The following is a 15670-nucleotide window of genomic DNA, read 5'->3' as shown; positions in this document are numbered from 1 at the left end:
CCGCCGGTTCTACCGGCGGATATTTACTTATAGAGAAGGAAGGCATAAATTCGGTGCTGCCTAGTGGAAGCAATTGTAGCGGCTTAACAAAGGGTTTCGTTTTTTCTTATAAAAAGAAAGGCAAGAATATTTTAGATATTCCTGAAAATGAAAGTATCAAAAAAAATTAGAAAATTTATCGTAAACAAAGAAGGAATTACCAATTGATTATCGAAATCTTAATAGTATGAAAGGGATTCTCAAAGATAAAAGGGGGTGACCCAACATGCAAGTGACTGATGTGAGACTTCGCCGAGTGAATACGGAGGGACGGATGAGAGCCATTGCTTCAATAACGATTGACCATGAGTTTGTCGTACATGATATTCGTGTCATTGACGGAAACAATGGGTTGTTTGTAGCAATGCCAAGCAAACGTACACCAGATGGCGAGTTTCGTGACATAGCTCATCCCATTTCTTCACAAACACGTGAAAAAATTCAAACCGCTGTACTAGCTGAATACGAGCGGGTGGGAGAATTAGATGATGTTGAATTTGAAGAAGCTGGTGCTTCTTAATTCAAATCCATGTAAGACCTTATTCCTTATGGGAGTGAGGTCTTTTTTGAAGGATAAAAAAGTATAAATACAAATCCTGTCTAGCGCAGGTGCCAAGTCGTTAAAGGTTGCTTAAGCTTCTAAACATAAAAACGTTTTCTAATTAAACTTTCCAGCGCTTGCCGTTACGAAAGCGCCTTACTTAAATTTGTAGAGGTAAAACTAATATTAGAAATCATATGTGTTACATTCTTGATCATTATTTTAACGATCTGTGCCCATGTATGACCTGCTTTGTTCAGTGAGGAAACTTCCATTGATCTTTGCTTGAAATGGTAACGGTTTTAAGATATATTCGTAATGGAAAATGGTACAGTTGGAGGGAAGTCATGAGCAATCGATATGCAGTGATACTTGCTGCGGGACAGGGAACGCGGATGAAATCGAAGCTTTACAAAGTGCTTCATCCTGTCTGCGGAAAGCCAATGGTTCAACATGTCGTTGACCAAGTCTCAGCCCTTGGATTTGAAGAAATTGTGACAATCGTTGGTTTTGGTGCTGAAAAAGTCAAAACCCATTTAGGCGAACAGGTTAAATATGCTGTTCAAGAGAAGCAGCTTGGCACAGGACATGCTGTCTTACAGGCTGAATCTTTATTAGGGCAAAAAAAAGGGGTAACCATTGTCTTGTGTGGTGACACTCCTTTACTTACCTCAGAGACAATCGACCAACTGCTGGCACATCACGAAGCAGAGCAAGCAAAAGTGACGGTGTTAACAGCAGAAGCTAAAGATCCGACAGGTTACGGACGGTTGATTCGAAATGAAGAGGGGCTTGTTGAACGAATTGTTGAGCATAAGGATGCGAGCGACGCAGAGCGTGCAATTACTGAAATTAATACAGGAACGTATTGTTTTGATAACGTTGCTTTGTTCGAATCTTTGAAACAAGTAAAAAACAACAATGTACAAGGAGAATATTATCTTCCTGATGTCATTGAAATCCTAAAGTCACAAGGTGAAAAGGTTGCTGCTTTCAAAACAGATTCCTTTGAAGAAACGCTAGGTGTAAATGACCGTGTCGCTCTAGCAGAAGCGGAAGCGATTATGAAGCGTCGCATTAACAATAAATGGATGCGTGAAGGTGTAACGATTATTGATCCAGAGCAAACATATATTTCATCAGATGCCACGATTGGACAGGATACAACGCTTTATCCAGGAACGATGATTTTAGGAGAAACGGTTATTGGTGAAGATTGTCAAATTGGTCCGAACACGGAAATTCTAGATTCGAAAATTGGCAATGGTACGGTGATTCGCCAGTCGGTTGTTCATGACAGTGAAATTGGAAAAGACGTGAAAATTGGTCCCTTCGCACATATTCGCCCTGCATCGCAGATTGAGGATGAGGTTCGGATCGGTAATTTTGTTGAGGTGAAAAAAGCGTCGATCGGAAAAGGAAGTAAAGCGTCCCACCTCAGCTATATTGGGGATGCTGAAATTGGAAAAGATGTGAATTTCAGCTGTGGATCGATAACGGTCAATTATGACGGGAAAAACAAATATAAGACCAAAGTTGAAGACGGTGCTTTTATTGGCTGTAACTCAAATTTAATCGCGCCTGTAACGATTGGTAAAGGTGCATTAATTGCTGCAGGCTCGACAATTACAGAGGATGTTCCAAGCGATGCATTGTCGATTGCTCGCGCAAGACAGACAACAAAAGAGCAATATATGGTAAAATCAACGAATAAAATAGATTAAATTGTGGAGGTAGTACAATAATGGCGAAATATGGCGACCCCAGTCTGAAAGTGTTTACCCTTAATTCAAATAAGGATTTAGCAGATGAGATTACAGAGTGCATCGGCGTTTCAATGGGAAAAAGCTCTGTTACGCGTTTTAGTGATGGAGAAGTACAAATTAATATCGAAGAAAGCATCCGCGGCTGTGATATTTATTTAATTCAATCCACCTCAGCTCCAGCGAATGAGCATATTATGGAGCTTTTAATTATGATCGATGCCTTAAAGCGTGCATCTGCAAAAACGATTAACATTGTTATGCCCTATTATGGGTATGGTCGTCAGGATCGAAAAGCTCGCTCCCGTGAGCCAATTACGGCAAAGCTTGTGGCAAATTTGCTTGAAACAGCAGGTGCAACTCGTGTTTTAACCCTTGATTTACATGCCACTCAAATCCAAGGCTTTTTTGATATTCCTGTTGATCAATTAATGGGTGTGCCAATTCTTGCTGATTATTTCCAAGAGAAACAGCTAGATGATATTGTTGTAGTATCTCCAGACCACGGTGGCGTTGTGCGTGCACGAAAAATGGCAGATCGTTTAAAAGCACCAATCGCGATTATTGATAAACGCCGACCAAAACCGAATGTTTCAGAAGTCATGAACATTGTTGGAAACATTGAGGGAAAAACGGCCATTATTATTGATGATATTATTGATACAGCAGGCACAATCACACTAGCTGCTAACGCCCTTGTTGAGCACGGTGCGAAAGATGTTTATGCTTGCTGCACGCATCCAGTATTGTCTGGTCCAGCGATTGAGCGAATTGACAATTCAAAAATTAAAGAGCTCGTTGTCACGAATACGATTCAATTACCAGAAGAGAAACAAATTGAAAAGGTAACATTATTATCGGTTGCGCCATTAATGGCTGAAGCAATTATCCGCGTTCATGAGCACGCATCTGTAAGTACGTTATTCGATTAATAAGGCTGTTGTCATTTTTCCTATTTTTAAATTTCTCGTTTTAAATCATCCATTTAAGGGAACAAAAGAGAAAGAGATAATGGAAAAAAACATAGAGGTGATAAAAATGGGAACGACACTAAAAGCAAAACCACGTACGGATTTACGAGGATCAGCAACAAAAAATATTCGTAGTCAGGGGTATGTTCCAGCTGTTTTATACGGAAATAAGACAGAGAGTCAGCCGCTTAGTGTCGAAGGTGTTGACTTTTTAAAAGCAGTTCGTGAAAAGGGTCGAAATGGACTTTTTTCCTTAGAGTTAGAAGGTAGCAAAAAACATCAAGTCATGATTCACGAAATCCAACGCGATCCGTTAAAAGGGGACTATGTCCATGTTGACTTTTTTGAAGTGGATATGACCTCAGAAATTGAAACATCTGTACCTGTAAAGCTTGTGGGAGAAGCAGCTGGCTCAAAGGAAGGCGGCATAGTTTCGCATATTCTATATGAAGTGACTGTCCGTTGTATGCCGGCAGATATACCAGAAGTGATTGAAGTGGATATCGCTTCCCTGAATATTGGTGACTCTATTCAAGTTGCTGACATTCGCTCTTCGGTCCCTGTTGAAATCACAAGCGAGGATGAAGAAACCATTGTGACAGTACAAGCTCCTGCGGCTGAGCAAGAAGATGGTCAAAACAAGTCGGAGGATGAGGAACAAGAGCCTGAAGTTGTTGGTGAAGAGGACAAGAGTGAAGAATAACGATTTAAAAAGGTATAGCCCTTGTGGTTATACCTTTTGCATTGGTATACTAAAACATAGATTGCAGACTTCGTATCAAGAACGAATCGATGCAAGCAATGTAAAAGGTGATGGATATGAAATTAATTGTGGGCTTGGGAAATCCTGGTGCGAAGTATGCAGGGACTCGGCATAATGTTGGATTTGATATCATTGATCGTTGTGCAGAGAATCTTCAGCTAGAAATGAATCAGACAAAATTCAAAGGTCTCTATGGCTCGATAATACGAAACGGAGAAAAAGTGTTCTTATTAAAGCCGCAAACGTATATGAATTTATCAGGAGAATCGGTACGTCCTTTTATGGATTATTATCAAATCCCATTAGAGGATCTGCTTGTCATCTATGATGATTTGGATTTACCTGTAGGAAAAATACGAATACGGGTAAAAGGGAGCTCTGGCGGACATAATGGAATTAAATCTCTTATTGCTCAGTTAGGGACACAGGAATTCAAACGTATTCGTGTCGGTGTCGATCGACCACCAGCAGGCGTATCTGTTGTGAACCACGTCCTTGGGGGCTACCGTCCGGAGGAGCGACCTCATATTGAGCAAGCGATCGATTTATCAGCGAAAGCAGCTGAACAATGGATCAGTCGACCATTCCTTGAAGTCATGAATGAATTTAATAAGTGAAAATGAAGCATCTGAATAAATGATAATCCCTCCGTCTATACTAAATGGTACAAAGAACTGTTAAGTACGGAGGGATTAGCCAATGGCTATTCATTATCATTGTCGGCATTGTAAAGTAAAGATAGGCTCACTTGAATCTGTTCAATCAACAGAGATTTTGGGCTTTCATCATTTGACGTCAGATGAGCGATCCACGATGTTGACGCATGATTCCAACGGAGATATTCAAGTCAAAGTGATCTGTGAGGATTGCCATGAAGCATTGACACAAAACCCAGAATTTTATCAACTGGATACGATTATTCAATAAACTGGTGGACAAACGCTTTGGCTCCGAGCCAAAGCATTTTTCTGTTGTCTGTTTTAAAAAATGGGATGAAGTAAAAGTGCTTCTTTCATTCCTCATCCTGAATTGAAGCTCTGCCCCTTTTCCAACAGAAACCAGCATGAGTGGCTCGCTCTTCCTACACGGATGAGAACGATTTTTGTTAGGCAACGCTGAGCAACCTTTAATGAAGGGGTGTGAGCGACAGGCTTATTGTTTTGTCATCCTGTAAGCCTCCGTCTCCTTCTCTAACAGAAAAAAAGGAAATTTAAAAGTTTCATAGAATGTACAGCGTACAAGCATTTTGTATATCTTTTTTGCCAAGCAACACTTCGAAGCAAGTAGAAAAGATGTCAAGATAGAGCACTCAGGTGTAAAACAGGATATTAAGTTTGTTTTTAAGGACTTTTACAACGATAAAAGTTTAAAGAAGTTTGCGTAGGTTTACATGTATTGATTTATAGGGGGAACAACATGTTAGGATTGCAAAATTATTTTCGAGCGAGTGACGAGATTAAAGCGATTTCAACAGGATTAGAAGCGAATATTAGTGAGCAGCTTGTTTCAGGATTAACTGGCTCAGCTCGTACGTTGATGATGGCAACACTTTACCGAGAATCGAAACGACCACAGCTTGTTATTACACACAATTTGTACCAAGCGCAAAAGCTTTATGACGATCTGGTAGAGCTTGTTGATCCAGATCATGTTTATTTATATCCAGTCAATGATTTAATTTCCTCAGAGATTGCGATTGCTAGTCCAGAAATGAAAGCGCAACGATTAGATGTTTTGAATCGACTAGTCGCTGGCTTCCATGGGATTGTGATTGTGCCATTGGCCGGAGTCCGTCGTCTATTACCACCAAAAAATGTATGGAAAGAAAACCGTATCCAGTTTCGTGTGGGAGAAGATGTCGGTGACCTTGATACGTTAGTTAAACGTTTGGTACGTATGGGTTTTCAAAGGGTGGATATGGTTGCTTCACCAGGTGAATGCAGTATACGCGGAGGCATTATTGACCTTTACCCTCTAACCGAAGACGATCCGATACGTATTGAATTGTTTGATACAGAAGTTGACTCCATTCGCACATTTTCACTTGAAGACCAGCGTTCTAAGGAATCTTTAGAAGAGATTTATATTGGACCAGCATCTGAAATTATCTTGGATGATTCCCATTATGAACGAGCGCAAAGGCTACTGAGTGAGCAATTAGCTGTGAGCTTAAAAAAGGTGAAGGCACAAGAAATAAAAGAAAAGCTAGATGAACATATTGCTTTTGAAATTGGACAATTGAAGCAGAAATCACTGTTTCAGACGATGTACAAATACATGTCGTATTTTTACGACAGTCACCATAGCTTGCTTTCGTACATGCCAGACAACTGTGTCATCTTTATTGATGAGATAAGCCGTGTCAAAGAAATGGCCGAAAGCTTGGATAAGGAAGAAGCTGAGTGGCATCTTGCCCTCCTTAAACAAGGAGAAGTTGTCCATGATTTAAAGATGTCAAACGATGTAATGGGAGAACTCAGACAAACGGTGCGGCCGGTTGTCTATTTGTCATTATTTTTGCGTCACGTGCCAATGACCAATCCACAAAACATCGTGAGCATTAACTGCAAATTGATGCAAAGCTTTCACGGTCAGCTTCAACTATTGCAATCGGAGTATAAGCGGTGGAGTGCCTCTGGCTATGCGACGGTGTTTATGGCGGCAACGAAGGAACGAGCAAAGCGCCTTCAGCATGTGTTAGAAGAAGAAGCCGTGGAGGCACTTGTCGTTGAGCGTACCGCTGCGCTCACACCTGGTCGGGCGCAGATCATGGTCGGGGACTTAAGTGGTGGGTTTGAGCTGCCGATGCAAAAGCTTGTTGTGATTACGGAAGAAGAAATCTTTGCGAAAAAGGTGAAGCGACCTCAACGAAAGCAAAAGCTTTCAAATGCCGAACGAATTAAAAGCTATTCAGAGCTTAAAGTCGGGGATCTTGTTGTTCATACAAATCATGGGATTGGGAAATATTTAGGGATCGAGACGCTAGATATCAATGGCATTCACAAAGATTATTTGCACGTCCGTTATGCGGGAAATGATAAATTATATGTTCCTGTTGAACAGATTGACCAAGTTCAAAAGTATGTCGGATCAGAAGAGAAGGATCCGAAAATTTACGCCCTAGGCGGAAGCGATTGGAAAAAAGTGAAGCGGCGTGTGAAGTCATCGGTTGAAGACATTGCCGATGATCTTATAAAACTATACGCAGAAAGGGAGGCAAGCAAGGGCTTTGCCTTTTCGGAAGATGGTCCAGAGCAAAGCGATTTTGAAGCGTCGTTCCCTTACCAAGAGACGGAAGACCAACTTCGGGCGATTGAAGAAATTAAAATGGATATGGAAAAAGAAAGGCCAATGGACCGCTTGTTATGTGGGGACGTTGGCTATGGAAAAACAGAAGTGGCAATCCGGGCAGCATTCAAAGCGATTATGGACGGAAAGCAGGTTGCCGTTCTCGTACCGACAACGATTCTTGCTCAGCAGCACTATGAAACGATCAAAGAGCGATTTGCAGAATACCCGATTAATATTGGCGTGTTAAGTCGCTTCCGTTCGCGGAAGGAACAAACGGAAACGTTAAAAGGATTAAAGGCGGGCTCGGTTGACCTTGTTGTAGGAACACATCGTCTTCTTTCAAAAGATGTGGAATTTAAAGATCTAGGTCTCTTGATTGTTGATGAGGAGCAGCGTTTTGGGGTAACGCATAAAGAGAAAATTAAACAAATGAAGGCCAATATTGATGTATTAACGTTAACGGCAACACCGATTCCGCGAACCCTTCATATGTCGATGCTTGGTGTTCGAGACTTATCTGTTATTGAAACTCCACCAGAAAATCGATTTCCGGTTCAAACGTATGTTGTTGAATATAATGGTACGCTTGTGCGAGAAGCGATTGAACGAGAGCTTTCCCGAGGTGGGCAAGTGTACTTTCTTTACAATCGAGTGGAGGATATAGAGCGGATGGCCGATCAAATCTCATCTCTTGTTCCTGATGCGCGTGTTTCCTATGCACATGGGCAAATGAATGAACGAGAGCTAGAGTCTGTCATGATTGATTTTCTTGAGGGTCAGAGTGATGTGCTTGTGACAACAACGATTATCGAAACAGGCGTTGATATTCCAAACGTCAATACACTTATTATTTATGATGCGGATAAGATGGGGCTTTCACAGCTTTACCAAATTCGTGGTCGTGTTGGTCGCTCAAACCGTGTGGCGTATGCCTATTTTACGTATCAGCGTGACAAAGTGCTTTCAGAGGTAGCAGAAAAACGATTGCAGGCGATCAAGGAGTTTACGGAGCTTGGTTCGGGCTTTAAAATTGCGATGCGCGATTTAGCGATTCGTGGAGCCGGGAATCTTCTTGGAGCGCAGCAGCATGGTTATATCGAATCTGTCGGTTTTGATCTCTATTCACAAATGCTAAAAGAAGCAATTGAAGAACGAAAAGGCGACAAACCGAAAAAAGAAGAGCCTCAAATTGAAATTGACCTTAAGGTGGATGCGTATATTCCAGAATCGTACATTCAAGATGCGAAGCAAAAAATTGAAATGTATAAACGATTTAAAGGGATTGAAACATTTGAAGATATTACCGATCTACAGGATGAAATGTATGATCGGTTTGGGGAATATCCGAAGGAGGTCGGTTATTTGTTTAGTTTGACCTTGATTAAGCAATTAGCCATGCAAGTAGGACTTGAAAGCATCATAGAAGCGAAAGATCATGTCACATTGCTCTTGACGTCGGAAGCCTCTGCTAAAATGGATGGAGCAAAGTTGTTTGAAATTGTTCATCAGTACGGGCAGAAGGTGGTGCTTGGAACGACAGGGGATAAAATAAAAATAAACATTAAGACAAAGCAGGTTAACTCTAAGGAATTACTTAACTTAATCGAAGCATTATTAAGACAGCTTCCACAAGCGGAAAAGGAGGCATCTGCTGTCAACTCGGTTTCCTAATCGTGATCCCTCACTTTTTATAAAAAAACAGGGGAGGAGTGGGCTTTGAAAAGAAAACAATTTCTTGAATAGGTGAATAGTTCTTTTTGAACGAAAGATACTATTGTCAAGAACTATTTTCTTACACCTCTGTTTCCATCAAGTTATTACATCTGAAGAAGAAAGTGAGGCATCATAACGATGAAAGCAACTGGAATTGTACGTCGCATTGATGATTTAGGACGTGTCGTTATCCCAAAAGAAATAAGAAGAACCTTGCGTATCCGTGAAGGAGATCCACTTGAAATTTTTGTTGATCGTGATGGTGAAGTGATATTAAAGAAATACTCACCAATTTCAGAGCTTGGTGATTTTGCTCAGGAGTATGCAGAAGCACTTTATGACAGTTTAAATCATAGCGTTCTCATTGCTGACCGTGATACATACATTGCGGTAGCAGGAAGCTCAAAGAAAGAATATACAAACAAAAGCATCGGTGAGATGATTGAAGAAGCTATGAATGACCGTAAAACAACGCTACAAACTTCTGCAGGGGAGTATAACCTTGTTGGAGAACACGTGGAAAATCTAAAAGGGTATGTCATCGCACCAATTATAGCGAATGGGGACCCAATTGGAGCAGTCATCATCTTTAACAAAGAGCGCTCCCTTTCTGGAGATGTGGAACAAAAGCTGGCAGAAACAGCCGCAAGCTTCCTTGCTCGTCAAATGGAGCAATAACGAAAAGGGTCTGACTCAATCGAGTTAGATCCTTTTTTTTTCGGCTAATCGGAAATTATTTTAGTCAGCGTTTCCGACGTTTGTCGCCACTAGGCGGGCGCCTTGCGCATTGCTTATCGAAAAGCGCAGGCTACAAAGACTGCTCCCTTCTAGAGAGGTGTCACCTCACTCGATTTTCACAGGTTTGTGGTATACTTTAGTCATCTTTATATATGCTCAAAAGGCTTAACGATTTAAGTAATTGTAAAAAAGGAGGTTAGCCGTGCAAGAGAATGAAAAGCATACTCGTTTTTGGAAAGGAGCTATCTCTGTCACCCTTGCAGCGCTCCTAGCAAAGGTGCTAAGTGCAGCCTACCGAGTTCCTTACCAAAACCTTGCGGGCGACCTTGGTTTTTATGTGTATCAACAAATTTACCCATTTTACGGGTTTTCGATGATTTTAGCCATGTATGGCTTCCCTGTCGTTCTGTCAAAAATGATTTCAGAACAATTGAGTGTGGGAAAAGAAAAAGAGGCCAAAGAATTGGTCAGTGTCGCTTTTATTAGTCTGCTCGTTGTCTCCGTTGCTGCAGCCGGCGGTCTATTTGTTGCAGCACCAACCGTTGCTTTTTTAATGGGGGATGTTCAATTACAAGCGCCACTTCGTGCAGTGGGGCTCACGTTCTTATTGGTTCCATTCTTGTCGGTGGGTCGGGGCCTTCATCAAGCTCAAGGTGATCTCCAACCTACGGCTCTATCCCATATTGTGGAGCAGTTTGTGCGTGTTTCGATGATTTTGATTTTAGTGAGCCTGTTTCTTTCTATCGGTGGGAATGGCTATCAAGCAGGTATTGGTGCTGCAATCGGTTCATTGATTGGTGGGGTAGTAGCTATAGTCGTGCTTTTTACCACGTTTCGAACGATGGCTTGGCGTGAGTGGCTTGTTCCCACATCGCTGACGTTAACAGCCTTTCTTGTACGTTCAGTTGAACTTTGGAGGCAGAGCCTTTTTATTTGCGGCACTGCCCTTGTATTTGTGCTTTTTCAACTTATTGATGCCTTTTCAATGATTCGACTTTTGGAAATCTCAGGTGTTGGTGAAGGCATAGCACAGCTCCAAAAAGGGGTGTACGATCGCGGGCAACCTCTGATTCAGCTTGGTACGGTATTAGCGACGACGTTCTCCCTTGCCATCGTCCCCCTTTTAGCGAGAGCGAAAGCGGAAGGACGGATTGATCAGGCGATACACTATGGGACCATTGCTTTTCGATTAACCGTACTTGTTGGTGGGGCGAGCACAATTGGCTTGCTTGTGATTATGGAACCGACAAATGGAATGTTATTTATTGATAGAGAAGGTTCGAACGTTCTCCGCTTGTTAAGTATTTCCATCCTCTTTGGTTCAATCTTCATGGTGACTGCGGCCGTATTGCAAGGATTAGGCTACGCCCATCTTCCAATAAAAATAATGATTGTGGGCTTGACTTCAAAAGGAATCATGAATGTTTTTCTTGTACCATGGCTAGGAACGTACGGTGCTGCAGTGGCGACAACTGTTGCGTTTGTGATCATGGCTGCGCTGCAATTATTTGCTCTTCGTCGCCTACAGGCTTTTTCGTTTTCAGAGAAAACCCCATGGATTCAGGTGGCTGTGGCATTTCTTGGATTAACTGTGGTGACTGCGGGCTGGCGGTTCGTGATGGAGACCTTTCTATTGAACGAGCAATCGAGATTGGTTGATGCTGTACTGGCGCTATCAAGCACGGTCGTTGGTGGTATAGCCTTTCTATATCTCGTGTTAAAATTGAACATTATTGCTGATTCAGAATGGGCAGCCATTCCGAAGTTACATAAATGGAAAACACGGTTTCTGAAAGAAAAAGGGGTAGATAAACGATGACAACCATTTCAATTGTTGGTTTGGGAGCGGGCGATCTAGAGCAATTGCCCTTAGGAATGTATCGGCATCTTCTGGCCGAAACCAACCTTTACGTACGTACAAAGGATCATCCGGTCATAAAAGACCTTGAACAAGAAGGGGTATCGTTTACATCCTTTGATGACATGTATGAAAAGCATGAACATTTTAATGAGGTGTATGTAGCGATTGTTGAGGAATTAATAAAAGCTGCACAGAGTGGCCCTCTCACTTATGCAGTCCCAGGTCATCCGCTCGTTGCCGAACGAACGGTTCAGCTTTTGCTAGAGAAAGCACAAAATGGCACGGTGAACGTAAAAGTCTTAGGTGGTCAAAGCTTCCTAGACCCAATGTATTCAGCCCTTGGGATTGATCCCATTGAAGGCTGTCAAATTGTTGATGGAACAGCGCTAATAAGAGAAGAGCTGCAAGTGCGCCACCATTTGATTATTTGCCAAGTGTACGATGCGCTAGTGGCTTCAGACGTGAAGCTAACGCTCATGGAGCTCTTACCAGACGATTATCCAGTAACGATCGCAACTGCTGTTGGTACGAAAGGGGAAAGAATCGAGACGGTTCCTTTATTCGAATTGGATCGTGTGGCAACGCTAAACAATTTAACAGCCGTTTATGTGCCTCCAGTAAAAGATGAAGTCCTTTTATACCAAGACTTTAATCAGCTTAGAGAGGTGATCCGGACACTGCGAGGACCGAACGGCTGCCCATGGGATAAAAAGCAAACCCATCAATCGTTAAAAAGATATTTGCTTGAAGAGGCATATGAAGTGCTTGAAGCGATCGATGAGGAGGATGATGATCACCTCGCTGAAGAATTGGGCGACCTTCTCCTTCAAGTAATGCTCCATGCTCAAATTGGCGAGGATGAGGGATGGTTTTCCATCGATGATGTTATCCGTTCCATTACGGCGAAAATGATTCGTCGACACCCACACGTGTTTGGGGATAGCCATGCTGAAGACGCTGAGGCTGTTGTTCAGACATGGGAGCAAATCAAGAAAGAGGAGCGAGGGGATCTAGACACCAAGTCCTCGGTTCTCGACTCGATTTCAAAAGGGCTTCCTGGTCTCATGCTTGCATATGACCTTCAAAAGGGTGCAGCGAAGGTCGGGTTTGATTGGACGGAGGTTGCACCTGTATGGATGAAGCTTCAAGAAGAAATTGCTGAGTTTATGGTCGAAGTAAAAGGGGACAATCGAGGAAACATGCTAAAAGAGTTCGGCGATATCCTTTTTGTTCTCGTCAATCTCGGACGCTTTTATGGACTTCATGCAGAGGAAGCGATTCACGAAACGAATGTGAAGTTCAAACGACGTTTCCAGGCGATAGAACAAGAGGTACAAGCTCAGGGAAAGCAGCTGAGTGATTTTTCTCTTGAAGAGCTGGATGCGATTTGGGATGACGTTAAAGAAAAAGAAAAGAGGGGAAAAGACAATGCGTTTAGATAAATTTTTAAAAGTGTCTCGTCTTATTAAACGACGGACATTGGCCAAGGAAGTGTGTGACCAAGGGAGAATCTCCATTAATGGACAAACGGCAAAAGCCGGTTCAGCTGTGAAAGTAGGAGATGAGCTTGTCGTTCGCTTTGGTCAGAAGCTCGTTACCGTTAAAGTTAATGAATTGAAAGAAACGACAAGAAAAGAAGATGCAGACACGATGTATACAATTGTGAAAGAAGAACCGATTGGTCAAAAAGAAAGCTTTTGAACAAGTGGTAAATAGCAAGCCTCCATCAATATGAATGATGGGGGCTTGTTCTATTCTTCCTTACCTTCTCATAGACTAGCATTAAAGCATGGGTGAGGAGGAATCGAAATGGACCAGCATTACGAGTTCGGTAGACCAAAGGGACAAGAGCACAAAGTAAGAGATCACGACTTGACCTTGCGAGGGCGTAAGTCACTAGATATTACAGGAGTAAAACAAGTTGAAAGCTTTGATAACGAAGAGTTTCTTCTAGAAACAGATATGGGGTTTCTCTCGATTCGTGGACATAACCTGCATATGAAAAATTTAAATGTAGAACAGGGTCTCGTATCAATTGAAGGAAAAATTTATGATTTGATTTACCTTGATCAAAATCAAGGCGACAAGTCAAAAGGCTTACTAGGGAAGTTGTTCAAGTGAGCTTGACTGTTCAATTGAATACGATGCTGTCAATGGCTGCGATGGGCTTATGGCTTGGCGCAGCAATTGACACGTATGGACGTTTTTTTAGACGCGGACCCTCATTTCGCTGGTTCGTTGCGATAAATGACATCCTCTTTTGGTTGATCCAAGGCCTTTTTATTTTTTATGTTCTATTGCATGTTAATCAGGGAGAAATACGGATCTACATTTTTTTTGCTTTATTGTGTGGATATGCGGCGTATCAAGCACTTTTCCGTAAGTTTTATCAAGCGATGCTTGAACGAATCGTACGAGCAACCATAGCTTTTTTCCGTTTAATGAGGCAGCTGGTCTTTTTTCTTATCATAAATCCGACAAAGTGGTTATTGAATCTTTTATATCGCTTATGTATGATGTTATTATCGATAGTCCTAGCTCTTCTTCACTTTATTGTAAAAATAGGTTGGAAGCCGGTTCGATGGTTTCTTTTTGTACTATACCGATTGCTAGGAATTGAGAAGACCACTCATTACATAAAAGCGACGCGTTTTTTTACAAAAATAAGAGGATTTTTGAAAAGGATTTGGAAGAAAAAAGACAAGGGGTGATAGCCATGGTCACAAAAAGACACTCAACGATAAGGGAACTCGATTCTCACTATGTCAGACAGCATGAACAGCAGGTGGAATGGGAAAATCGAAAACGGCGTGGACTGTTTCGACGGCTTCTAGCTCTTGGGCTTCTAGCTCTTATTTTAAGTGGTGTTGCATTTGTGACAGTGCACGCCCAAGCGAGTACGCTAGAAGCAAAGGAGCAAGAAAAACAGGTATTAGAAGAGCGACTCAAGCAGTTACAAGCTGAAGAACGTCGTTTGAATGAAGACATTAAAAATTACAACGATGAGGCTTACATTGCTGAAGTGGCCCGTCGTGACTATTATTTAACGAAGCCTGGCGAAGTTTTATTTAAATTACCTGAGTCGTCATCAGATTGACACCATTTTTTCCGTTCGGGTATAATATAGCAAAAATGAATATTCTCAGATATTTTAAGGAGGATCTATTTTTACAATGTCAATAGAAGTAGGCAGCAAGGTACAGGGCAAGGTTACTGGTATCACCCATTTCGGAGCGTTCGTTGAACTACCAGGCGGCACGACAGGCCTTGTCCACATCAGCGAAGTCGCTGATAATTATGTGAAAGACATTAACGAGTTTCTAACCGTTGGTCAAGAAGTTGAGGTTAAGGTTGTGAACGTTGAAAAGGATGGGAAGATTGGTCTATCCATTCGTAAAACGAAAGACAGCCCTGAACGTCCTGCAAGACCACAATCATCTTCTCAACGATCTTCTCGTCCTTCTAATGGCGGGGGACGGGGGAATCGCCCGAACAATCGTCCAACGTTATCCTTTGAAGATAAAATGAATCGCTTCTTAAAGGATAGTGAAGAACGGCTAACGGCAATCAAAAGACAAACCGAATCAAAGCGTGGGGGCCGTGGTGCCCGCCGAGGATAGACTTGCTGCTCACATAGAATAGATTAGGTGGAAGAAAGACAAGCACAGCTTGTCTTTCTTCAGTCAATGTGGAAAACAAGAAATACAGGAGCCCTTGCTGAAGAGGGGAAACTTTATTCTTAAAAAAGGGTTGACGAAAAGGCCAAGAACTTGTATATTATTACTTGTCGCAACAAATGAAAGCAAATCATAAGGCGGTGTAGCTCAGCTGGCTAGAGCGTACGGTTCATACCCGTGAGGTCGGGGGTTCGATTCCCTCCGCCGCTACCATACATGTTATTAGGTAATCTGCGCATATATGTGCAGGTTTTTTTATTTTTTGACATTTATTCCTCCACTAATCCTCATTCCCTCTATCTTCTGTTTTTAT

15 protein-coding genes and 1 tRNA gene are annotated in these 15670 nt (G+C 42.1%); all 16 read left to right on the top strand.

Features of this window, described 5'->3' with window-relative positions:
- The first annotated feature begins 265 nt into the window (after positions 1-265).
- The 16 genes from spoVG to BLT_RS0120110 all read left to right on the top strand — a co-directional run bounded on the left by spoVG (position 266) and on the right by BLT_RS0120110 (position 15570).
- Entirely contained in the window at positions 266-559 is a 294-nt protein-coding gene (gene spoVG, locus BLT_RS0120190) for a septation regulator SpoVG (protein ID WP_017729509.1), read from the top strand.
- A 368-nt stretch (positions 560-927) separates the two neighbouring features.
- Complete coding sequence (gene glmU / locus BLT_RS0120185; RefSeq protein ID WP_017729508.1) at positions 928-2304, top strand: bifunctional UDP-N-acetylglucosamine diphosphorylase/glucosamine-1-phosphate N-acetyltransferase GlmU; 1377 nt, start codon at positions 928-930, stop codon at positions 2302-2304.
- A gap of 20 nt (positions 2305-2324) precedes the next feature.
- Complete coding sequence (locus BLT_RS0120180; RefSeq protein ID WP_017729507.1) at positions 2325-3275, top strand: ribose-phosphate diphosphokinase; 951 nt, start codon at positions 2325-2327, stop codon at positions 3273-3275.
- A 79-nt stretch (positions 3276-3354) separates the two neighbouring features.
- Positions 3355-4017 (top strand): 50S ribosomal protein L25/general stress protein Ctc, encoded by a 663-nt coding sequence (locus tag BLT_RS0120175; RefSeq protein WP_017729506.1) that lies wholly within the window; start codon positions 3355-3357, stop codon positions 4015-4017.
- Between the two features lie 116 nt (positions 4018-4133).
- A complete protein-coding gene (gene pth, locus BLT_RS0120170; protein WP_017729505.1) occupies positions 4134-4694 on the top strand; it encodes an aminoacyl-tRNA hydrolase in 561 nt (186 codons plus the stop codon).
- A gap of 82 nt (positions 4695-4776) precedes the next feature.
- Positions 4777-5004 (top strand): anti-sigma-F factor Fin family protein, encoded by a 228-nt coding sequence (locus BLT_RS0120165; protein ID WP_017729504.1) that lies wholly within the window; start codon positions 4777-4779, stop codon positions 5002-5004.
- 489 nt (positions 5005-5493) lie between these two features.
- Entirely contained in the window at positions 5494-9039 is a 3546-nt protein-coding gene (mfd, locus tag BLT_RS0120160; RefSeq protein WP_017729503.1) for a transcription-repair coupling factor, read from the top strand.
- 180 nt (positions 9040-9219) lie between these two features.
- A complete protein-coding gene (gene spoVT / locus BLT_RS0120155; RefSeq protein ID WP_017729502.1) occupies positions 9220-9759 on the top strand; it encodes a stage V sporulation protein T in 540 nt (179 codons plus the stop codon).
- 262 nt (positions 9760-10021) lie between these two features.
- Entirely contained in the window at positions 10022-11638 is a 1617-nt protein-coding gene (locus BLT_RS22505) for a putative polysaccharide biosynthesis protein (RefSeq protein ID WP_017729501.1), read from the top strand.
- Positions 11635-13122: a bifunctional methyltransferase/pyrophosphohydrolase YabN gene (locus BLT_RS0120145; protein WP_017729500.1), complete on the top strand. Its 1488-nt coding sequence runs from the start codon at positions 11635-11637 to the stop codon at positions 13120-13122. Before BLT_RS22505 ends, BLT_RS0120145 begins: the two co-directional genes overlap by 4 nt.
- Positions 13109-13381, top strand: a complete 273-nt coding sequence (locus tag BLT_RS0120140; protein WP_017729499.1) for an RNA-binding S4 domain-containing protein — start codon at positions 13109-13111, stop codon at positions 13379-13381. Before BLT_RS0120145 ends, BLT_RS0120140 begins: the two co-directional genes overlap by 14 nt.
- 108 nt (positions 13382-13489) lie before the next feature.
- Positions 13490-13801 (top strand): sporulation protein YabP, encoded by a 312-nt coding sequence (gene yabP / locus BLT_RS0120135; RefSeq protein ID WP_017729498.1) that lies wholly within the window; start codon positions 13490-13492, stop codon positions 13799-13801.
- Positions 13798-14391, top strand: coding sequence for a spore cortex biosynthesis protein YabQ (yabQ, locus tag BLT_RS0120130; protein WP_017729497.1), 594 nt, complete (start codon positions 13798-13800; stop codon positions 14389-14391). The genes yabP and yabQ overlap by 4 nt, the downstream gene beginning before the upstream one ends.
- A gap of 5 nt (positions 14392-14396) precedes the next feature.
- Positions 14397-14777, top strand: coding sequence for an FtsB family cell division protein (locus BLT_RS0120125; RefSeq protein WP_017729496.1), 381 nt, complete (start codon positions 14397-14399; stop codon positions 14775-14777).
- A 76-nt stretch (positions 14778-14853) separates the two neighbouring features.
- Entirely contained in the window at positions 14854-15300 is a 447-nt protein-coding gene (locus BLT_RS0120120; RefSeq protein ID WP_017729495.1) for a S1 domain-containing RNA-binding protein, read from the top strand.
- Between the two features lie 193 nt (positions 15301-15493).
- Positions 15494-15570: transfer RNA gene (locus BLT_RS0120110), tRNA-Met, on the top strand.
- Positions 15571-15670 lie beyond the last annotated feature (100 nt).

The organism is Halalkalibacterium ligniniphilum (assembly GCF_000334155.1).
Classification (GTDB): Bacteria; Bacillota; Bacilli; order Bacillales; family Bacillaceae_D; genus Halalkalibacterium; species Halalkalibacterium ligniniphilum.
This window is presented reverse-complemented; position numbering and strand designations above follow the sequence as displayed.